The following is a 19,820-nucleotide window of genomic DNA, read 5'->3' on the forward strand; positions in this document are numbered from 1 at the left end:
CGTGTTAACAGTCCAAGGATCGCGAGCGCGCCGTTCGGTCAACGGGGTGCTGATCCCTCGTCTCTATACCGAGTGAATCGCTTATGCGCGACTCTTTCGTGCAAAAAAACAGTGATTTTTAATCAGATGAAACGGCTATCCCGTCCGAACCATGTAACGGGCGTCGTCCGAATAGCTTTTCAGCTTCGTCTCAAGCTCCGGCAGATCGCGGATGACAAAGCCCTTCTTCTCCCAGAAGCCACCTGAATTATTGACCGCAACCAATGCCATGGTGAGAAAACCGTCAGCCTCCGCCTGTTCTGCCATAAGCGTAAGGACACGCGTTGCAACGCCGCCAGAACGGGCCACAGGCAACAGCGCAATATCATGGATGTAATAGGTGTTGCAGCCTTCCGGAAATTTTCCCAGAACACTGTTGAGCGCTGGCAAGGTATCTAGTTTCCACGGATGGCTGATAGCATAGCCGAGAATGTCATCCTTGCTGGTATAGACGAAACAACCCGCCGGATAAAGGCTGAGGCGGTCAAGAAAGACCGCCTCTTCTTCAAAAAAATCGGGATGTACAAGCCCAGCCACGGCCAACACACCCGCTATATCACTTGCGTGCATGGGCCGCCATTCAGCCTGTACTATCTCCGATGTCATGTCTCACGCTTCTCCGACAGGAAACTCTAGGGGTGTTGCCGCATTGATTGCGTCCTGAGCAATCAATTCGTCAAGAGCTGCTTGTGGAATTCGCTCATCCACATAAAGCATGGCAATCGCATCCCCACCCGCACGGTCACGTCCCAGAGAGAAATTCGCGATGTTGACATTATGCTTGCCGCAGATCGTGCCCAGCAAACCGATCATGCCCGGAATATCGACATTGGTCACATAAAGCATATGCGGGCCGACTTCGGCGTCAAGATTGATACCCTTGATCTGGATGAAGCGCGGCTTGCCATCAGAGAAACAGGTTCCGGCTATGGAACGCTCACGCAACGGGGTTTTGACCGTTAGCTTGATATAACCGTCGAAAATGCCCGATTTATCACGCTTGACTTCAGAGACGATGATGCCGCGTTCCTTGACCATGATGGGAGCCGACACCATGTTGACATCCGCCACCTGCGGTCGAATAAGTCCAGCAAGGGCTGCACTCAAAAGTGCGCGTGTGTTCATCGTGGCAGTCGCCCCGTCAAAAAGCACCTCCACTTCCTGGATAGGCTCGTCCGTCACCTGACCGACAAAAGCACCCAGAACTTCGGCGAGCTTGACGAAAGGTCGCAAACGCGGTGCCTCTTCCGCCGTAATCGACGGCATGTTGATGGCATTGGAAACGGCCCCCTTGATCAGGTAATCCGACATCTGCTCGGCAACCTGAAGTGCTACATTTTCCTGTGCTTCAGAGGTCGAAGCGCCCAGATGCGGCGTGCAAACGACATTGGGCAGCAAGAAAAGCTCGTTTTCGGTCGCTGGCTCGGTTTCGTAAACATCGATACCGGCACCGGCCACATGACCGGACTTAAGCGCTTCCACCAGATCTTTCTCGACGATCAGGCCGCCGCGTGCGCAATTGACAATTCGAACGCCCGGTTTGGTCTTGGCGAGGTTTTCCGCATTGATGATATTGCGCGTCTTGTCGGTCAGCGGCGTATGAAGCGTGATGAAATCGGCGCGTGCCAGAAGATCATCCAGTTCGACCTTTTCCACGCCAAGTTCCTGGGCGCGAGCTTCTGAAAGGAAGGGATCGAACGCCACCACATTCATTTTAAGGCCAATCGCCCGCGTCGCCACCACGGCACCGATATTACCGCAGCCAATGATCCCGAGCGTCTTTCCGGTGATTTCAACGCCCATGAAGCGGTTCTTTTCCCACTTTCCGGCGCGCGTAGACGTGTCAGCTTCAGGAAGTTGGCGTGCAACCGCAAACATCAATGCGATGGCATGCTCTGCCGTGGTGATCGAATTGCCGAAGGGCGTATTCATGACAATGATACCGCGGCGCGATGCGGCCGGAATATCAACATTATCGACGCCGATCCCGGCACGTCCGACAACTTTCAGATTTTTGGCGCTGGCAATCAGTTTTTCGGTAACTTTTGTGGCCGAACGGATCGCCAGACCGTCATACTGGCCAATCACTTCGAGAAGCTTTTCCTTGTCCTTGCCGAGATCCGGCAGATAATCGACATCAACGCCGCGATCCTTGAAAATCTGGACGGCAGTGGGTGAAAGCTTGTCGGATACGAGAACACGAGGTGCCATCAAGGCCTCCTTCAATCTGTTCAGTGCCTGGCAATTCCAGCATATCGGTCATGTGTACCGCTTGCTGAAAATGCTGCAAAACAAAGGGGAAATCATAAACCACGCGCGTCCCAACACACGCATGGTTCATTCATAAAATGAATTCAGGCAGCAGCTTTGAGCGCTGCCTTCTCAGTCTGAAATGCCCATTCAAGCCAATGGGTCAGCGCTTCAAGGTCAGAAGCCTCGACCGTAGCGCCTGCCCAAATACGCAAGCCAGACGGTGCATCGCGATAAGCGCCGATGTCATAGGCAACGCCTTCCTTATCGAGCACTGTAACGATTGCTTTGGCAAAAGCCGCCTGTTGATCGGCAGAGAGTGCTGTCACTTCAGGGTCGACGATTGTGAGACACACGGATGTATTGGAGCGCGTTTCAGGCCTTTGCGCCAGATTGGCAATCCATGGCGTCTTCTGGATAAAGGCGTCGAGAACGGCAAAATTTGTATCCGCGCGGCCTACCAGACCATCCAGACCGCCAACCGAACGCGCCCAGCTCAGCGCGTCGAGATAATCTTCGACACAGAGCATCGAAGGCGTGTTGATGGTTTCACCGACAAAAATACCTTCGATCAGCTTGCCGCCCTTCGTCATGCGGAAAATTTTGGGCAGCGGCCATGCTGGCTTGTAGCTTTCCAGACGCTCGACCGCACGTGGGCTGAGGATCAGAATTCCATGGGCGCCTTCACCGCCCAGCACTTTTTGCCAAGAGAAGGTGACAACATCGAGCTTGGCAAAATCAAGGCGCTGCGCAAAAGCCGCCGATGTTGCGTCGCAAATCGTCAGGCCTTCACGCGTTGCCGGAATGAAATCCGCATTGGGAACACGCACGCCCGATGTCGTGCCATTCCATGTGAAGACGACATCACGGTCGAAATCAACTTTGGAGAAATCAACCAACTCTCCATAGGGCGCTTCAAACTGGCGAACATCATCGAGCTTGAGCTGTTTTATCACATCTGTGACCCAGCCCGAGCCAAAGCTTTCCCACGCGACCATATCAACACCGCGTGCGCCGAGCAGTGACCACAGCGCCATCTCGACCGCGCCCGTATCGGATGCAGGCACGATGCCGATGCGGTAATCGGCAGGAACGCCGAGAATTTCGCGAGTAAGGTCGATGGCTTCTTTCAGCTTGGTCTTGCCGATTTTCGCACGATGCGAGCGGCCAAGCGGAGTATCGGCAAGCGCATCAAGCGACCAGCCGGGGCGTTTTGCACAGGGACCAGATGAAAAATTAGGGGTAGCCGGGCGCGTGGCCGGCTTGGCAATCGTCGTCATTTTGTTTCCTATCCTCACAGATAGCACGCGCCTCGTTGGGGAGGCGTGGCCCGCTGATGAAGATATCGAAAAGCAAAATTTTCACAAGATGACTTTGCGTATTTATTTCTTAAACACGACCGAACGACATGGCGGTGCAAAAAAGAACGAAACCTACCAGGTGGCGACGCGCAGACCGGCGCGCAACTGGTGCGATTTGATGTCTTTGTCGCTCAGCGTTACGCCACCGCCGCTGGCAACATTACCGCCATTAATGACGCCATAACGATAGCCAAGGTCAAGTTTGACATTTTCAGTCAGATCGACTGCAATGCCCGCCATCAACGCCCATGCGAAACGGTAATCGTCATCCGACTTGATGTCGCCATAGCTGCTGTCAATTGAGTAGCGGACATTGGCGACACCCAACCCGGCACCAAGATACGGCGTAACGCCGGCCAGATTGCCGATATCGACATAAGCGTTGGCCATAACGTCCCAACTGCGCAGCTTGGCCGGGAAACCATTAACATCCTGACGCGAATAGCCCGCCGTTACGTCTGCACGCAGATAATCGTTGAAGTGATAACCGACACCGATCGACGGAGCCAGACCCTTGTCCAGATCGAAGCTGCGCGCAACGCGATTATCGGCAGTATCAACCGCTTTGATCCCGCCTTTCGTCGAAATATCATAGCCAAGGTCACCGCGCAGGTACCATCCGCTGATTGCCTTGGGCGCCATCACGACCTCGGGCACCGAAGCCTCGTCGAGTAGATCAGAAGCGAGTGCCTGCTGCGACATGGCAACAATCGATGCCACGACACCGGCAAAGGCAATTTTCATAATTCCGTTCATTACTCGTCCCGTTCCGTAGCGCAATTTCGTCGGCTTTCGGGCGAGCCTATGTTGAAGAAGTTAAATATAAATTAACCATGTTTTTTAACCCATGGAATGAAGCATATCGTATCTACAAACGAAAACAGCGCGGGGAAAACCGCGCTGTTTTTTATTCTATCTCTGACCACCCGATCAGGCAGCGGTGCGTATCGACGAGATCACATCCACGATATCGTTAACGACCTTCTCCACCAGTGCCCGATCATCGCCCTCGGCCATGACGCGGATGAGCGGTTCAGTCCCCGAAGGGCGAATGACCAGCCGTCCTTGCTTACCCAGACGCTCCTGCGCCTCGTCGATGGCGCTCTTGACGTTCTTGTTTTCAAGCGGCTTACCGCCACTGGTACGAACGTTTTTCAAAAGCTGCGGCACCGGCTCGAAACGCCGACAGACTTCACTCAGCGGCTTTCCAATTTCCTGCACGACGGCCAAAATCTGCAAGGCAGAGATCAATCCGTCGCCTGTCGTGGCAAAATCCGACAGCACGATATGGCCGGATTGTTCACCGCCGACATTGAAACCATGCTCACGCATGTGCTCGACAACATAGCGGTCGCCGACTTTGGTGCGGGCAAGTGTCAGGTGATGATCAGCCAGAAAACGTTCAAGGCCAAGATTGGACATGATGGTTGCAACGATACCACCACCCGTCAGACGATCCGACTTTGCCCAGGATTCGGCAATCACCGCCATCAACTGGTCGCCATCAATCACGGTTCCCGTTTCATCGACCAGCAGCACACGGTCCGCATCGCCGTCCAGTGCGATACCGACATCGGCGCGCACTTCATGCACCTTTTTCATGAGGCCAATCGGATGGGTTGAGCCGCAATCCTCATTGATATTGATACCGTTCGGCTCGTCGTTAATGGTGATAACTTCCGCACCCAATTCCCAAAGGGCTGCGGGCGCCACCTTGTAGCCCGCCCCATTTGCACAGTCGATCACGATCCTGAGGCCCGCCAGTGATATATTTCGTGGCAGTGTGCGCTTGGCGAATTCGATATAGCGATAAATATCACCGTCAACGCGCTTGGCCTTGCCGATTGCACCATGGCTTGCCAGCAGCGACGACAGATCGCCTTCGATCCGCCGTTCGATTTCCTGTTCAAGCGCATCGGAGAGCTTGAAACCATCAGGACCAAACAATTTGATGCCATTATCGTAGAACGGATTATGTGACGCCGAAATCATCACGCCGATATCGGCGCGCAAGGAGCGGCAAAGCATCGCGACAGCGGGCGTCGGAATGGGTCCTAGCAAAAAAACGTCCATACCAGCAGCTGTAAAACCCGCGACAAGTGCGTTTTCAAGCATATAGCCCGAACGGCGTGTATCCTTGCCAATCACCACACGCGAGGTCTGGCCTGAATTACGGAAAATATGACCGACGGCCATACCGACCTTCATGGCAATATCTGGCGTCATGGGAAAACTGTTCGCCTGCCCGCGAATACCGTCGGTTCCAAAATATTTCCGTGTCATATTCTTAGCCTTACGTTGAGCCATGCCGTAATTTCCGCGCCGTCTAATATATGCCGCACATGAAATCCCGGCGCAACAATCGCAGATAGTGATTGAGTGCCAATGCATGCACCAGAGCGGTTTTTCCGATCTTCAATTAACGGAACCGCTCCATCTGTTTCATTCTCTGCATTACCAGGTACAAAACTTTTACTGAAAACACCCGGTATAGTTTATTATTCTCTAACCTGAAGAACGCGTATCTTATCAGTTTGCGCTCTCATATCCTAAAACGCATGTCCCTTGCAATTTCAACTTTTAGGCCGGGACATGGGAAACCACTTCGATTTTCATGATGCGCTGAAATCGTTAATCAAGCTTTGCGTGCGCAAACCTTACACTCTTGCACAAGAAAAAGCCGGGCATGATACCCGGCTTCTCCAATTTCAGTTCCGCACATCCACTTATTGCGGCTGCGGATTGGGCTCCATACCGGGCTCACCACCCTGATCACCAGTCTTGCGCTTGCGCGGCTTACCGGCTTTGGGAACACCTGAACCACGTGAAGGCGTATCATTGCCCTGATCGCGGGAAGGCTTATTGCCTGCAATCAGCTCCTTGATTTCGTCGCCGCTCAACGTTTCATATTCCAGAAGGCCCTCTGCCAACGCAATCCAGTCATCCTTCTTCTCGGTCAGGACGCGGGTTGCTTCGGCGTAAGCCTCGTCGATCAGGCGACGCACTTCGGCATCGATGATCTGTGCGGTTTCTTCCGACACATTCTGCGTACGAGAAACGGAATGGCCAAGGAAAACCTCTTCCTGATTATCACCATAGGCGACGCGACCGAGCTTGTCGGAAAAGCCCCACTGCGTAACCATGGAACGCGCAAGCTTGGTCGCCTGCTGAATATCAGAGGATGCACCGGAGGTTATGTTCTCCTTGCCAAATTTCAGCTCCTCCGCAACACGACCGCCCATCATGATCGCAAGGCGCGAAACCATCCAGGTGTAAGAGGCGGAATAACGATCGCCCTCTGGAAGCTGCATCACCATGCCGAGCGCACGACCACGCGGAATGATCGTCGCCTTATGGACAGGATCAGATTTCGGCACATTGATCGCAACAATCGCGTGACCTGCTTCGTGATAGGCCGTATTGGCCTTTTCTTCCTGCGTCATGGCGGAGCGGCGTTCCGCACCCATCATAATCTTGTCCTTGGCGTCTTCGAACTCCTGCATGGTAACGATGCGCTTGTTGCGACGTGCTGCCATAAGGGCCGCCTCATTGACGAGATTGGCAAGATCGGCACCGGAGAACCCCGGTGTGCCGCGTGCGACAACCCTGAGGTCGACATTGGGAGCGAGTGGCACATTGCGCACATGCACTTTGAGGATCTGTTCGCGACCAACGATATCCGGATTCGGCACCACAACCTGACGGTCGAAACGGCCTGGACGCAAGAGCGCAGGATCGAGAACGTCAGGACGGTTGGTGGCTGCGATCAGAATGATCGATTCATTGGCCTCGAACCCATCCATCTCGACCAGCAGCTGGTTGAGTGTCTGTTCGCGCTCGTCATTGCCACCGCCAAGACCGGCACCACGATGACGACCCACGGCATCGATTTCATCAATGAAGATGATGCAAGGCGCGTTCTTCTTGGCCTGTTCAAACATGTCGCGCACACGACTGGCGCCGACACCGACGAACATTTCCACGAAATCCGAGCCGGAAATAGTGAAGAAAGGCACATTGGCTTCGCCCGCGACTGAACGCGCAAGAAGCGTCTTACCGGTTCCGGGAGGGCCTACGAGCAGAACGCCACGCGGAATCTTGCCACCCAGACGCTGGAATTTCTGCGGATCGCGCAGGAATTCGACGATTTCTTCCAAATCTTGCTTGGCTTCCTCTACGCCCGCAACATCCTGAAACGTCACACGGCCATGCGCTTCGGTCAAAAGCTTGGCCTTGGACTTGCCAAAGCCCATGGCACCACGCGAACCACCCTGCATCTGACGCATGAAGAAAATCCACACACCCAGAATCAGGATCATCGGCAGCCATGAAAGTAGAATGCCGATCAGCGAACTCGAACCGTCGCTTTCAGGGCGTGCGGTGATGGCGATCTTTTTCTCTTCAAGCCGCGACACGAGGCCGGTATCGCCGGGTGAATAGGTCTGGAACGTCGATCCGTTATCGGCATAGGTGCCGCTGATCCGCTCCCCGGTGATCGTCACCGATTTCACGCGACCGTTCGATACGTCGTCAATAAACTGCGAATAGGAGACTTCGCGGGAATTAGCGCGCTGCCCCGGACTCTGGAACAGGTTGAACAGCGCGATCAGGAGCAGGGCAATGATCGCCCATAGGGCGAAGTTGCGATAGTTCGGATTCATAACGGGTCCAATCGATACGACTGTCGTTCCAAAGAGACGGAACGATATTTCGACCTAACATAAGAGCGAAGAAGGGCGTTGCCAAGGCACGGAACGCACCACATTGGCGATTCTTGCTGCTTGGTTTACAAAAATCAGACAATCGGGCCGCATTCACGTCCAATACGTTCCTCGACTGCCGCAGCAAGTGCGAAATCATACCCCGGTAAAACATGATCGAAGAGCGCAAAGTGCCGTTCTATTGTCACACCTTCGGGAATACCGCTTAGCGGCCAAAATGGCAAAGCAGCCAGTTTATCATTTTTAAAAAGCGCGGGCAGAACAAGAAGCGCTTCGCGCTGCCGGGAGCCTAACGCCTCACCGCCATGCGCGGAAAGAAAGTCTGCAATCACCTGGCGACCGGGCGCGGCAACCTCATAAGATATCTTTCCAGTATTTCGTAAGCGGAAGCGTCCATCCCATATGCAAGTTTTATCCGCGTTAAGCGGATTGACCGGGAGATTTCGCCTTTCTCTGCCAAACCGGTGTGGAAGATCAGCTTTGCCCTGCGCAATCAACGCACCAAGCATCGTTAATTTTTCCGTCTTCCCCTCGCCTGCGAGAAGGCGGGCAATCCGCAAACGCTCGGCGTGCCCTGGCAGAAAACGCCGTCCACCTGCAACGGATGTGACCACGCCCGAAAAAAGCGCCTGAACCGTCTCCGGTAAAGCCGCATAGATCGCGGGATCGATTTCCATAGCCCCGCAATCATCTATGCGAAGGCTGTTCGGGTCAGCCAGAGCCGCGACCAGCGCGGCATTATCCCGTTTGCGTGCGGCGCGCGCCAGTGCGATCTGCGCAAGAACAATCTGTCCATCCGCTTTAGCAGCGCCACCCAGTCGCACACGCGGACGCTCATAATCGGTGTTGCTGTTGCTTGGGTCGTCAATCCACGAAATGGCCTTTTTCTGCAACACCTCACGCAAAGCCTGCCGCGACACGCTCAGCAGTGGCCGGATCAGTTCGGCCGAGTCCTCAAGTCGCATGCCTTCGAGCCAGGAGCGTGCGGCCATCGCGGCAAGCCCTCTTGCTTCAGCGTGGTGACTGCGCTCCTTGCGCATCAAGAATGTCTCAATCTGATCGTCCTGCGTATGGCCGGTGACAATGATTTGTGCGCCAGCCTCGCGTGCTGCCTCCATCAGCAGGCGATATCGTGCATTGCGCGCGCCAGCCAAGAGTCCCTTTGAGGGCTTGGGATCGTTCCAGGTGACGATCCGGTGAGCGATGCCATGCTTATCGCACAGGACACCCACATTTTCCGCCTCGCGCGTTGATTCCTCGCGCAGGCGATGGTCCACCGTCACAGCTATAAGCGAAGGCGGATGTTCCAGACTTGCCAGATAGTCCTTCAACAAGAACAGCATCGCCAGCGAATCACTGCCGCCGGATACCGCAGCAATAATCGCTTTCGCGCCTTCCATTTCGAATGGCTGGAAAATATCTATCGGGGAAAGCCCCACGAATTTACCCCGCAATCAGCACTTCACACGAGCACGTTCTTCTGAAACGCGTTTGAGTATGGCAGGAGCCGCTTTGGGATAGCGCTGCGGAATCTGCTGGAAAGTCGCGCAGGCGACATCATGATTGTCCATTTTTTCCAGCGTCATGCCCAGCTTGAACATGTTCTCTGCTGCGCGACGCGAATCGGGATAATCGCGTTGAGTGTCGATGAAAACGGTAGCCGCTTCGGAGTAACGCCCCTGCCCGTAAAGCGATTCGCCGAGCCAGAAACGGGCTTCCGCCGTTTGCGGATCTGCCGGATATTGCTTTACGTGCTGGCGAAAGCCGGATTCTGCGGCCTTGTAATCCCCTGACATCAAATACTGATAAGAGGCTTCGTAGAGTGTTTTCGGATTATCGACAGTTGGCAGCGAAGCAACGGATGTATTGTCCTGCCCTGTTCTCTGTCCCACCCCTGTCTGCCCGCTGGACGCGTTGGAACCGGGTGCAGAATTCATAGTTTCGCCGATTACATTGCCATTGGTATCAAAGCGGATAGAGCCGAGCGTGTGCGGTGGTTCACCACCTGCGGATTCACCCTGCGCAGCAGTCCCAGAACCAATAGCAACGGAATCGGCGCCCTGTGGGGCGCCGGAACTGGCGAGAGCCTGATCGCTCCCGCCCGCTTCTTCAATGGGACGCGCGCCTGCATCAGCGCGCTTTCCCGTTTCAAGTGCCTCAAAGCGTCGTTCATAGTTTTCCTGCAGTTTCTGCATTTGATCCTGCAGTTCGAGGATCTGGAAATTCATCGCCTCCACGCGCATACCAAGTGTTGCGACCACATCAGCCGGGTTCGCCATGCCCTGTGCACAAAGATTTGCACCCGCTGGTTCTGCAGCCGACGCGAACTGTCCTGCGCCGCTTGGGCCCTGCGAGGTCACACCTTTTTTCTTCTCCAGCTCCTCAAAGCGGAATTCGTTGTCTTCCTGGGTCTTCTGCAACTGGTCATTGGTGAAGGCAATCTGGGCATCCACATCCTCAACCTTGCCGGTCAGATTGCGAACCAGTTCCTGCATCATACCGGGGCTCTGATAAGCACCATTCTGCCCACCGCCGCCGCCGCCCTGCATGACGTCATCAAGGATTGCCGTTGATCCCACATTGACCCGGCTCGACGCGCCGCCGATGTCTTTCTCTAAAACTAGAAATCGCGCTTCGTTATCGCGCTCAATTTTAATGAGCCGATCTCGCAGCTGCAATATCCGCGAATAGGATTGCGCGTTCTGGTGTGCAAGATTGCAGACCTGTTGCGTAAACTGGTTCATGGAAGCATCGCCTGCCTGAGCCAGTTGAACGCCCCCTTGCTGGGAAGAAACGGATGCCGCCATAGCCGGAGCAACCGTCAAAAGCGGCAGCATGGCAATCGCCAGTGTCACTTTCCTCATTGGTTTCCTCATTCCCTATCTGCCCCGTTGGCTTTTTAATAAACAGGATGATCCACGTCGCGCATGAACGCTTATTGAACAACTCATGCTGCGCCGCCTGATCCCTCTTAGAGCATTTCCAGCAAAAGTGCGAAGCGGTTTTAGCTGTAAAAACGTTCCAGCTTTCGCTTCCTCCGCAACTACTCCTGCGTCTTGAAACAAGCGAGGCGTTTTTTTCTATGAGACCGCCGAGTTCGGCCAAAGTTTGTCAAAACCGGCATCTGCGCTGTGTAAAAACAAAAAAACGGCCCAAAGGCCGTTTTTCCGAAATTGCTGTTGCGTTTTCGTCAATGCGAAAACGCGATCAGCTGCCCGCACCGTTGAGAACGGTGATAGCGCGGCGATTCTGCGACCAGCATGAATCTGCATCGCAAACCGCAATCGGACGTTCGTTCCCGTAAGAAATCGTCCGCATACGGTTGGTGGGCACACCGCGCGATGCGAGGAAGTCACGGGTTGCGGCAGCGCGGCGCTGGCCAAGAGCCAGGTTGTATTCACGCGTACCGCGTTCATCCGCATGGCCTTCGACAGTAATCGAATATTGCGGATAGCGTTGCAGCCACTGCGCCTGCTTGGACAGCGTCTGCTGAGCGTCGGCACGGATCAGAGACGAATCAAGATCAAAGAAAATGCGATCTCCAACGTTGACTGTGAAATCCTGCGACGAGCCAGGCGTTGCTGCACCACTAAGGCCCAGATCACCGGCATTGTTGGGAAGGTTTTTCTTCGATGCGCAACCGGCAACGGCGAGCGACATGAAAAGGGCAATAGCGATCGGGCTACGTGCAAGCGACTGGATGCGGCGCATGGGCCGAGGCTCCTTAAGATTGAATGTTCCTGCTAACCCCCAATAATCATATCGAGGTTAATGTCGGCTCAAGAAGTATGGTTAATATTGGCTTGCCACCAATTATCGCCAGACGTCTTCCGACAGCAATTCTGGCTGTAGCCCTTGCTGGCAAAATGCGGCAGAATCACGGCTTTTCCGCTTTATTTGTGACAAATTGTCAAAAAAGGCGCGAAGTCAGAGCTCCGCGCCTTCAACTCTTGTTATAAGCCTGAAACCTATTCGAGAAGGGGCGACCAAGCCGGATCAGATGCGAAATTCGGTGTCTGTATCTGGCGTTCGTTACGACCCGTGAGATCGATTGTTACAAGTCTCGGACCACCAGCACCTGCCGCCTTGCGGAAGAACATCAGAACGCGCCCGTTCGGTGACCATGTCGGACCTTCATTATGGAAGCCGGAAGTCAGCAGACGTTCTCCGGTACCATCGGTTTTCATGACACCAATCGAGAACTGACCCTGCGACTGTTTGGTGAAAGCGATCAGATCGCCGCGTGGCGACCAGACCGGCGTGGAATAGCTGCCGTCACCCGACGAAATACGACGTGGACTGGAACCATCAGCACCCATGACGTAAAGCTGCGGACGTCCGCCGCGATCCGATGTGAATACAATTTGCGAGCCATCCGGCGAATAGGATGCGCCGGTATCGATGGCCTGACTGCTGGTGAGGCGTGTCGTCGTGCGATTGCGCAGATCCATCGTGTAGATATTGGCGCTGCCGTCATCCTGAAGCAGGCTCATCACAACCTTCTGCCCATCAGGCGAAAAGCGCGGCGCAATCGTCATGCCCGGGAAATTACCGACCAGTTCGCGCTGCCCGGTTTCGAGCTGCAGCAAATAGACTTTCGGCGATCCGCCTTCAAACGACATATAGGTCACTTCCTGCCGGTTCGGCGAAAAGCGCGGCGTCAAGGACATGCTGCGGCCATCGGAAATGTAGCGGATATTGGCACCGTCCTGATCCATGATAGCGAGACGCTTGACGCGCTTCTGGGCGGGACCGGATTCATCGACAAAAACGATACGGGTATCGAAATAGCCTTTTTCGCCGGTCAAACGCTCATAGATAGCGTCGGCAATGATGTGGGCGACACGCCGCCAGTTATCGGGCGTGGTAAAAAACTGCTGGCCGATGAGCTGCTGACCGGCAAAGGTATCCCACAAACGGAATTCCGCCTTGAGCCTGCCATCCGGCTGCTTGGTGATGCGGCCTGTGACCAGCGCCTGCGCATTGATGACCTTCCAGTCCTCGAAACGCGGCGACGCATCGGGATTGGAAATCTTTTCAATGAACGCGCTTTTGTTGATCGGTGCGAAAAGACCCGAGCGCTCAAGATCGGCGGCAATTACCGAGGTGATATTGGCCCCAAGCTGATCCGCCGAAAGGAAATCGGTAATCGCAATCGGCAGAGGCTCAACCACACCCTTGTTGATGTTGATCTCCACCACAGCGCGTGCTGGCAGGGTGGCGACGAGGCTTGCGGCGATCATACAGGCGAAAGCCGAAAGGACTGTCCAGAACTTTGTTTTCATGATGCCGATTCTCATATCTCTTGGGACCTCTTTTGTCCTGGCATTGTTCGTTGATGACCGGGAAACAGTCAGTAGGTTTGACTTCAGTAGGTTTGACTGGGGTCGAAATTGGCAATCACTTCCGACCATGAATCATATTTGTCGACGGGCAGATTATAAGGTGCGCATTTCAAGACCGCACGCCTTGCACTTTCCGCGACCGCGCGGGGAACGCCCGAACCACCACCGCCAGCCGTAACCTGCGGATCACCTTGAATGCTGCCATCCTGATTGAGCTTCATCTTTATCGTAACCGTCAACCCCGGCATATCCTCCACACCGGCTGGCTTGATCCAGCATTTTTCAATCGCGCCACGCAAGGCATCCATCTCGCTCTGGCTGAGTTTGTTTCCGCCGGTATTCTTCTTGCCGCCAAGGGACGCCTGATCGGTGGAGCGCTTCGCGCCACCGCCCGAAGGCTTTTGCCGATTGAGCAGATCTTTCACCTCGTCAGCAATCGCATCATTCTTCGATTGTGATGTCTGCGAGGCAGTCTTGTTCGGTTTTTTCTCATCAGTTGGCTTGCGATCCGGCGTCTTGGCGGTCTGGGCCTGTGGCGGCTTGGGCTTTGCCTGGGGTGCAGGAACATTGTCCGGCAACTTTGGCATATCCTGATCCGGTGCTTCAGCCTGTTTTTCAATGGCTTCAGCTACGGGATCAGGCTTCACGTCCTGCTTTTCTTCCGGTTTGGTCTGCACTTCGGTCGCCGGAACAGGCGTTGGCTTGTCCTGTGGTTTTTCCTGCGGCTTGGGCTCAGGCGTGGGTTCTGGTGTTTTCACCGGCTCCGGCTGCGCCTTAGGCTCTTCCGCAGCCTCCACGGGCTTGGCCTTTTGATCAGGGGTATTGGGCGCCTTGCTGTCGATATCCTGATCTCCAAATTCTTGCGCATCTGGCACATTCTGCGGTCGATTTGTCGGCACCGGTGCCGGTTTTTCTTTCATCGGTGCCTTTTTGTCGCCCTGCTGGACCTGCGTGATCGATTCAATGGGCACGATATCGACCGGAAACGACTCCGAATCCTGCACGTCGAAAGCCTTCGGCGAGGAGAACGAAAACAGCCCTAGCGCGATAACCACGGTATGGAGGGCTACAGAAGATGTCAGGCCAGCCTTCATGATGGCGTCAGCTATCCTGCTCCTGAAGGGTCACAAGGCCGATATTTTTAAAACCGGCGGCGGAAATGCGGGCCATGACCTTCATGACAGTGCCGTAATCGGCAGCCCTGTCACCGCGCACGAAAATGCGCTCTTCATAACCCGTCTTGGCGATGGCCTGTAATTTCGGCACCACCTCATCAATCGGAATTTCGGTTTCCTGCAAATAAATCTTGCCTTCGCCATTGACCGAAACAGTAATCGGCTGCGTGTCGGCATTCATGGCCTTGGCCTGCGTATCGGGCAGATCAATCGGAACCCCAACCGTCAGCAACGGTGCCGAAACCATAAAGATGATGAGCAGGACCAGCATGACGTCGACGAATGGCGTCACGTTGATTTCGCTCATGAGCGCGTTTTTGCGGCCACGCCTGCGGCGACCCCCTGAACGCATTCCCTGATTTCCGACCGACATACCCATTTCAAGATTCCCGAAAACTCAATCCGTGTAATTGCTGCATGAAGCTTAGTTACGCGGCGTCAGCTTCTCATCAATTTGGCGCGACAGTATGGCGGAAAACTCATCCGCAAAACCTTCAAGCCGACCATTGATCTTGCCCGCGTCCGCCGAGAGCTTGTTATAGGCAATAACGGCTGGAATAGCGGCCAAAAGACCGATGGCCGTTGCGAGCAGCGCTTCGGCAATACCCGGCGCCACGACGGCAAGATTGGTGTTTTTCGAAGCCGCAATCGCCTGAAACGAGGTCATGATGCCGACAACCGTACCGAACAGACCGATAAAGGGAGCCGCCGAACCGATCGTGGCCAGAAAGCCAAGCCGCGATTCAAGCTTGCCGCCTTCACGCGCCAGTGCCACATCCATGGCCTTGTCGATACGCATCTGAAGCCCGATTGGCGAGCGCGCTCCTTTTTCAAAGGATTTTTTCCATTCGCGCATGGCGGCCATAAAGATCGAGGCCATGCCGGTCGTGCGACGCTCATTCAGATTACGGTAGAGTTCTTCCAGCGATTGCCCCGACCAGAACGCCTGCTCGAAGCGATCAATGGCGCGGCGAGCGCGCCCGTAAGCAATCACCTTGTCGACAACGATAGCCCAGGTCCAGACAGACGCCACCAGAAGACCTATCATGACCAGCTTGACGACCCAGCCAGCCTGCATGAACAGGCCCCAGAGCGTGACATCGGCAGCAGGAGCCGCTAACGCAACATTTTCCATCGATATACCGTCCTCGAATCCAAACGCCCGGCTTCAGGACCGGGCGGCGTCGCAAATCCGTTATTCCACGTCTTGAGAACAGACGTTTCAAACTTGCACAGCTTTTCTCATGAAGCCATCGCCCACCCGACAGGCGGTCAAGTCTTCACACCGCAACCGCCGCTGCCGGATTTCATTTTAAAAATCCCCGCTGCTTGTTACGGTTAATTTTGGTGAAAGGAAGGCGCTGCGCTTAAATCCGGCCTTTCAACCGATTCCGTCAGCGTGATCATTAGAATATTATGGTTAAAGATACGTTAGCAACCGTGCAGACAAACACAAACACCCAGTTTAATATGAGGCTTGTCTATTCAAGTGCCTCTGGTAAAGGCAGCACGCCATTCGTCAGGTATGCGACGTGGATGACCATCCTTGGTGATCATCACCGCCTCAACGCGGGCTTGCGACAGCAAGCGCTCGTCGCAGGTGATTTCCTGCGCCATGATGACCCGCGCACCGCGGATCTCGCTGACCTTCGTTTCGATCAGGATCAGGTCGTCCATTTTTGCCGGCGATTTATAATCGATCTCCATGCGGCGGACGACCCAGACCATTTCCTCACCCAGCGCGCCCTCGGCAAGCTCGATATGGTGAACGTCCTGAAGTCGTAGAAAATCGGTCCTGCCCCGCTCATAGAATTCGAGATACCGCCCATGATAGACAAAGCCGGAAAAGTCCGTGTCCGCGTAATAGATGCGCGCAAAAAGACGGTGCACCCCGTCTTTCATTTCACCCGCGATCTGTGGATACGCCATCGTCAATCTTCTCCCGTAAACAGGCCATATTGCGATTGCTGCATGATTTCAGCAGGTGCTGGCAATCCCAAATGCTGCCAGGCAACGGCTGTGAGCACACGCCCGCGCGGTGTGCGCTGTAAAAAGCCCTGCTGGATGAGATAGGGTTCGATAATATCCTCGATAGCGTCCCGCGGCTCGGAAAGACCTGCGGCAATGGTTTCAATTCCCACCGGCCCGCCGCCGAAATTGCGCGTGATCATATTGAGATAACGCCGGTCAAGCTGATCAAGCCCGCGATTATCCACTTCCAATCGAGACAGAGCTTCATCGGCGATTTTGCGGTCGATGATATCGGCCCCCGCCACCAGCGCGAAATCGCGCACGCGGCGCAACAGACGGCCCGCAATACGCGGCGTGCCGCGTGAGCGCCGCGCCACCTCCAGCGCACCATCGGCCGAAATACCCATTTGCATGATGCGCGCGCCGCGGCGCACGATATATTCAAGCTCCTCGACCGTATAGAAATTGAGACGCACAGGAATACCAAAACGGTCACGCAAAGGCGTGGTCAAAAGACCCAGCCGGGTTGTCGCTGCGACAAGCGTGAATTTGGCGAGGTCGATCTTGACCGAACGTGCCGCCGGTCCTTCTCCAATGATCAGATCAAGCTGAAAATCCTCCATAGCCGGGTAGAGGATTTCTTCGACAGCCGGGCTCAGGCGATGAATTTCATCGATAAACAGCACATCCCGGTCTTCAAGATTGGTCAGAAGAGCTGCGAGATCGCCTGCCTTGGCAATAACCGGCCCCGAAGTCGAGCGGAAATTGACGCCGAGCTCCTTGGCCATGATCTGCGCCAGCGTCGTCTTACCCAATCCGGGAGGGCCGACGAAAAGCACATGGTCGAGCGCTTCGCCACGCACCTTGGCAGCTTCTATGAAGACTTTCAGATTGGCGCGCGCCGCCGCCTGTCCGACAAAATCGTCGAGTGTCTGCGGACGCAGCGTTGTGTCTTCGTCAGCGCGCTTATCGGCATCAATGAGAGGGTTGCGGTCGCTCATGCTTTTCTCCTCGCATGAACATCACATTCATACAAGCTCATTACCGCGACAGTTCCTTGAGACCGAGACGAATAAGCTTTGCCGAATCGGCATCGTCACCCGCTTCCCTGAGAGCAGCAGCCACAGCATTTGCAGCCTGATCGCGCGAATACCCAAGATTGGCAAGGGCTGACACCGCATCCGCCACAGGTGCGGAAGCAGCGCCGGCGCCAAGCTCCTGCTTGAGGCCTATTGTTCCGCTCGCTTCACCCGCAAAGGCCGGGGCCTTGTTCTTAAGTTCGGTGACGATGCGCTCGGCCACTTTTTTACCGACGCCAGGCGCACGCGAAACCATAGCCAGATCACGCAGCGCGATCGCATTGGCAAGTTCCGGCGGGGACAAGGTGCCAAGCACCGCGAGTGCCACCTTGGCGCCCACGCCCTGCACATTTTGCAACAGGCGGAACCATTCGCGCTCAAGCTGGGTGGCAAAACCATAAAGGCGGATCATATCTTCACGCACATATGTCTCGATGAACAAAACGGCTGCTTCACCTATGCCGCCGAGATTACCGAGTGTGCGCGCCGAGCAAAAAGCGACATAACCGACGCCGTGCACATCGATAATGGCATGATCATCGGCGATTTCGTCGATCACACCCTTTAGCTTGCCGATCATTGGAGACTACCCCGCTAATAATGCCTGTATGCGGCGCTCACTGACAATGCTTTGCCGATGATGCGCATGACAAATGGCAATAGCCAGCGCGTCAGCGGCATCGCTCGTATCAAAGGTTGCGCGCGGCATCAAAACCTTCACCATCATATGGATTTGCTGCTTTTCGCCATGCCCCACCCCGATGACCGCCTTCTTGACCGCATTGGGTGCATATTCGGCAACGGGCAGCCCTGCCTGCGCGGGCGCAAGCAACGCAATACCGCGCGCCTGCCCAAGCTTGAGCGTCGCAGTCGCATCCTTGTTGACGAATGTATGCTCGACCGCTGCTTCATGCGGCATGTGATCGTGCAGAATTTTGGAAAGGCCTTCATGCAACTGGCAAAGTCGTGAGGCCAAATCCATTTCGGCATTCGACGTCACAGTTCCCGACGCCACGAAATGCAGCGAATTGCCAAGCGACTCGACCACCCCCCAGCCGGTACGGCGCAGGCCGGGATCGATACCAATGATGCGAATCGTTTCTTTCATCCGTAAACCCTATCCTCAGACAGGATTACTTGACAGCACAAATGTGAACAAAAGAGAAACATAGCCTCCTGTTCTGGAAAATTCAAAGAATTAGAATGGCTTGTCAGGAGGCGCCAAAAGCTGTTTTAAGCAAGACGATCTGGTCGGAAACCGGATTGCCGTTCGCGGCATCCTGCATGGGAGCGATCCGATCAGACGAATTCATTTCCATGCGGCTTATCTGCGCCTGCAACTCCATCGAGCGTTCAACAAGCTGGATAAAGGCCTGAGGCAGTTCATTCCAGCCGGGCACGCTATCGCCTGCCGACGGCATGTCCAGGCGAACCTTGGCTTTCTCGGCTGCGATCTTGTGGGTAGGCATTTCTCCATTGCGGGCGGCGCGCTGGAGCAGCAGCCAGGATGCGATCTGCATCAGTCGCGTTGTCAAACGCATCGACTCTTGCGCATAAAGTGCGGCCGCAACCGGTGAAAGATTGCGGGCCTGCTCACGTCCCTCGCCGTCGAGATAGCACGCGGCTTCCTCCACCATATCCATGCCTCTAACATAGACCGGCTTGAAGCTGTCGGAAAAAAGCCTGTGATCGACGAGACTGATCATATTATCCGGCATCTGACGCTGTTCGCTAACCACTGTTCTTACACCCTGCGTCGCCAAAAATTTGGCGATCATTCTGCTAACCCGAAACCGGGAAGATCTGTCGAAACGCAATACGATCACGCAAGTGCCCCAGACGGAATAGCCGAGCCTGATGCGTCCACGGGAAACTGCAC

The 19,820-nt window shown here is 55.0% G+C and carries 18 protein-coding genes; all 18 read right to left on the reverse strand.

Features of this window, described 5'->3' with window-relative positions:
• Positions 1-135: 135 nt before the first annotated feature.
• The 18 genes from AAIB41_RS07685 to AAIB41_RS07770 all read right to left on the reverse strand — a co-directional run bounded on the left by AAIB41_RS07685 (position 136) and on the right by AAIB41_RS07770 (position 19,659).
• Positions 136-645 (reverse strand): GNAT family N-acetyltransferase, encoded by a 510-nt coding sequence (locus tag AAIB41_RS07685; protein ID WP_343312723.1) that lies wholly within the window; start codon positions 643-645, stop codon positions 136-138.
• 3 nt (positions 646-648) lie between these two features.
• Positions 649-2,250, reverse strand: a complete 1,602-nt coding sequence (serA, locus tag AAIB41_RS07690; RefSeq protein ID WP_343312724.1) for a phosphoglycerate dehydrogenase — start codon at positions 2,248-2,250, stop codon at positions 649-651.
• A gap of 143 nt (positions 2,251-2,393) precedes the next feature.
• Positions 2,394-3,569, reverse strand: a complete 1,176-nt coding sequence (locus AAIB41_RS07695; RefSeq protein WP_343312725.1) for a phosphoserine transaminase — start codon at positions 3,567-3,569, stop codon at positions 2,394-2,396.
• Positions 3,570-3,722: 153 nt separating this feature from the next.
• Positions 3,723-4,406, reverse strand: coding sequence for an outer membrane protein (locus AAIB41_RS07700; protein WP_343312726.1), 684 nt, complete (start codon positions 4,404-4,406; stop codon positions 3,723-3,725).
• 174 nt (positions 4,407-4,580) lie between these two features.
• On the reverse strand, positions 4,581-5,933 hold the full coding sequence (glmM, locus tag AAIB41_RS07705; protein WP_343314704.1) for a phosphoglucosamine mutase: 1,353 nt from the start codon (positions 5,931-5,933) through the stop codon (positions 4,581-4,583).
• Positions 5,934-6,376: 443 nt separating this feature from the next.
• A complete protein-coding gene (gene ftsH, locus AAIB41_RS07710) occupies positions 6,377-8,311 on the reverse strand; it encodes an ATP-dependent zinc metalloprotease FtsH (protein ID WP_343312727.1) in 1,935 nt (644 codons plus the stop codon).
• 134 nt (positions 8,312-8,445) lie between these two features.
• A complete protein-coding gene (gene tilS, locus AAIB41_RS07715; protein WP_343312728.1) occupies positions 8,446-9,810 on the reverse strand; it encodes a tRNA lysidine(34) synthetase TilS in 1,365 nt (454 codons plus the stop codon).
• Positions 9,811-9,825: 15 nt separating this feature from the next.
• Complete coding sequence (ybgF, locus tag AAIB41_RS07720; protein WP_343312729.1) at positions 9,826-11,247, reverse strand: tol-pal system protein YbgF; 1,422 nt, start codon at positions 11,245-11,247, stop codon at positions 9,826-9,828.
• A 331-nt stretch (positions 11,248-11,578) separates the two neighbouring features.
• Complete coding sequence (gene pal / locus AAIB41_RS07725) at positions 11,579-12,082, reverse strand: peptidoglycan-associated lipoprotein Pal (protein ID WP_343312730.1); 504 nt, start codon at positions 12,080-12,082, stop codon at positions 11,579-11,581.
• Positions 12,083-12,339: 257 nt separating this feature from the next.
• The gene (gene tolB / locus AAIB41_RS07730) at positions 12,340-13,671 is read right to left on the reverse strand and encodes a Tol-Pal system beta propeller repeat protein TolB (RefSeq protein WP_343312731.1); all 1,332 of its coding nucleotides are present in this window, start codon (positions 13,669-13,671) and stop codon (positions 12,340-12,342) included.
• A gap of 68 nt (positions 13,672-13,739) precedes the next feature.
• Positions 13,740-14,810, reverse strand: coding sequence for a cell envelope integrity protein TolA (locus AAIB41_RS07735; RefSeq protein WP_343312732.1), 1,071 nt, complete (start codon positions 14,808-14,810; stop codon positions 13,740-13,742).
• A 7-nt stretch (positions 14,811-14,817) separates the two neighbouring features.
• Entirely contained in the window at positions 14,818-15,270 is a 453-nt protein-coding gene (gene tolR / locus AAIB41_RS07740; protein WP_343312733.1) for a protein TolR, read from the reverse strand.
• Positions 15,271-15,315: 45 nt separating this feature from the next.
• Positions 15,316-16,026: a protein TolQ gene (gene tolQ, locus AAIB41_RS07745; protein ID WP_343312735.1), complete on the reverse strand. Its 711-nt coding sequence runs from the start codon at positions 16,024-16,026 to the stop codon at positions 15,316-15,318.
• A gap of 350 nt (positions 16,027-16,376) precedes the next feature.
• Complete coding sequence (locus AAIB41_RS07750; protein WP_343312736.1) at positions 16,377-16,820, reverse strand: YbgC/FadM family acyl-CoA thioesterase; 444 nt, start codon at positions 16,818-16,820, stop codon at positions 16,377-16,379.
• A 2-nt stretch (positions 16,821-16,822) separates the two neighbouring features.
• Positions 16,823-17,863 (reverse strand): Holliday junction branch migration DNA helicase RuvB, encoded by a 1,041-nt coding sequence (gene ruvB / locus AAIB41_RS07755; protein ID WP_343312737.1) that lies wholly within the window; start codon positions 17,861-17,863, stop codon positions 16,823-16,825.
• 40 nt (positions 17,864-17,903) lie between these two features.
• A complete protein-coding gene (gene ruvA / locus AAIB41_RS07760; protein ID WP_343312738.1) occupies positions 17,904-18,521 on the reverse strand; it encodes a Holliday junction branch migration protein RuvA in 618 nt (205 codons plus the stop codon).
• A 6-nt stretch (positions 18,522-18,527) separates the two neighbouring features.
• Complete coding sequence (ruvC, locus tag AAIB41_RS07765) at positions 18,528-19,049, reverse strand: crossover junction endodeoxyribonuclease RuvC (protein WP_343312739.1); 522 nt, start codon at positions 19,047-19,049, stop codon at positions 18,528-18,530.
• Positions 19,050-19,152: 103 nt separating this feature from the next.
• Positions 19,153-19,659 carry a DUF1465 family protein gene (locus tag AAIB41_RS07770; RefSeq protein WP_343314705.1) on the reverse strand — a complete coding sequence of 169 codons (507 nt, stop codon included), beginning with the start codon at positions 19,657-19,659 and terminating at the stop codon, positions 19,153-19,155.
• Positions 19,660-19,820 lie beyond the last annotated feature (161 nt).

The sequence above is a fragment of the Brucella sp. BE17 genome (assembly GCF_039545455.1).
In the GTDB taxonomy this organism is placed as follows: Bacteria; Pseudomonadota; Alphaproteobacteria; order Rhizobiales; family Rhizobiaceae; genus Brucella.

Excerpts from the sequence above, each read along its gene's own strand:
- tolB (WP_343312731.1), bottom strand. The coding sequence starts at position 13,671 with ATGAGAATCGGCATCATGAAAACAAAGTTCTGGACAGTCCTTTCGGCT.
- serA (WP_343312724.1), bottom strand. The coding sequence starts at position 2,250 with ATGGCACCTCGTGTTCTCGTATCCGACAAGCTTTCACCCACTGCCGTC.
- AAIB41_RS07695 (WP_343312725.1), bottom strand. The coding sequence starts at position 3,569 with ATGACGACGATTGCCAAGCCGGCCACGCGCCCGGCTACCCCTAATTTT.
- glmM (WP_343314704.1), bottom strand. The coding sequence starts at position 5,933 with ATGACACGGAAATATTTTGGAACCGACGGTATTCGCGGGCAGGCGAAC.
- tolR (WP_343312733.1), bottom strand. The coding sequence starts at position 15,270 with ATGGGTATGTCGGTCGGAAATCAGGGAATGCGTTCAGGGGGTCGCCGC.
- ybgF (WP_343312729.1), bottom strand. The coding sequence starts at position 11,247 with ATGAGGAAACCAATGAGGAAAGTGACACTGGCGATTGCCATGCTGCCG.
- tolQ (WP_343312735.1), bottom strand. The coding sequence starts at position 16,026 with ATGGAAAATGTTGCGTTAGCGGCTCCTGCTGCCGATGTCACGCTCTGG.
- pal (WP_343312730.1), bottom strand. The coding sequence starts at position 12,082 with ATGCGCCGCATCCAGTCGCTTGCACGTAGCCCGATCGCTATTGCCCTT.
- AAIB41_RS07770 (WP_343314705.1), bottom strand. The coding sequence starts at position 19,659 with ATGCCGGATAATATGATCAGTCTCGTCGATCACAGGCTTTTTTCCGAC.
- AAIB41_RS07685 (WP_343312723.1), bottom strand. The coding sequence starts at position 645 with ATGACATCGGAGATAGTACAGGCTGAATGGCGGCCCATGCACGCAAGT.
- ruvA (WP_343312738.1), bottom strand. The coding sequence starts at position 18,521 with ATGATCGGCAAGCTAAAGGGTGTGATCGACGAAATCGCCGATGATCAT.
- ftsH (WP_343312727.1), bottom strand. The coding sequence starts at position 8,311 with ATGAATCCGAACTATCGCAACTTCGCCCTATGGGCGATCATTGCCCTG.
- AAIB41_RS07750 (WP_343312736.1), bottom strand. The coding sequence starts at position 16,820 with ATGGCGTATCCACAGATCGCGGGTGAAATGAAAGACGGGGTGCACCGT.
- ruvC (WP_343312739.1), bottom strand. The coding sequence starts at position 19,049 with ATGAAAGAAACGATTCGCATCATTGGTATCGATCCCGGCCTGCGCCGT.
- ruvB (WP_343312737.1), bottom strand. The coding sequence starts at position 17,863 with ATGAGCGACCGCAACCCTCTCATTGATGCCGATAAGCGCGCTGACGAA.
- AAIB41_RS07735 (WP_343312732.1), bottom strand. The coding sequence starts at position 14,810 with ATGAAGGCTGGCCTGACATCTTCTGTAGCCCTCCATACCGTGGTTATC.
- AAIB41_RS07700 (WP_343312726.1), bottom strand. The coding sequence starts at position 4,406 with ATGAACGGAATTATGAAAATTGCCTTTGCCGGTGTCGTGGCATCGATT.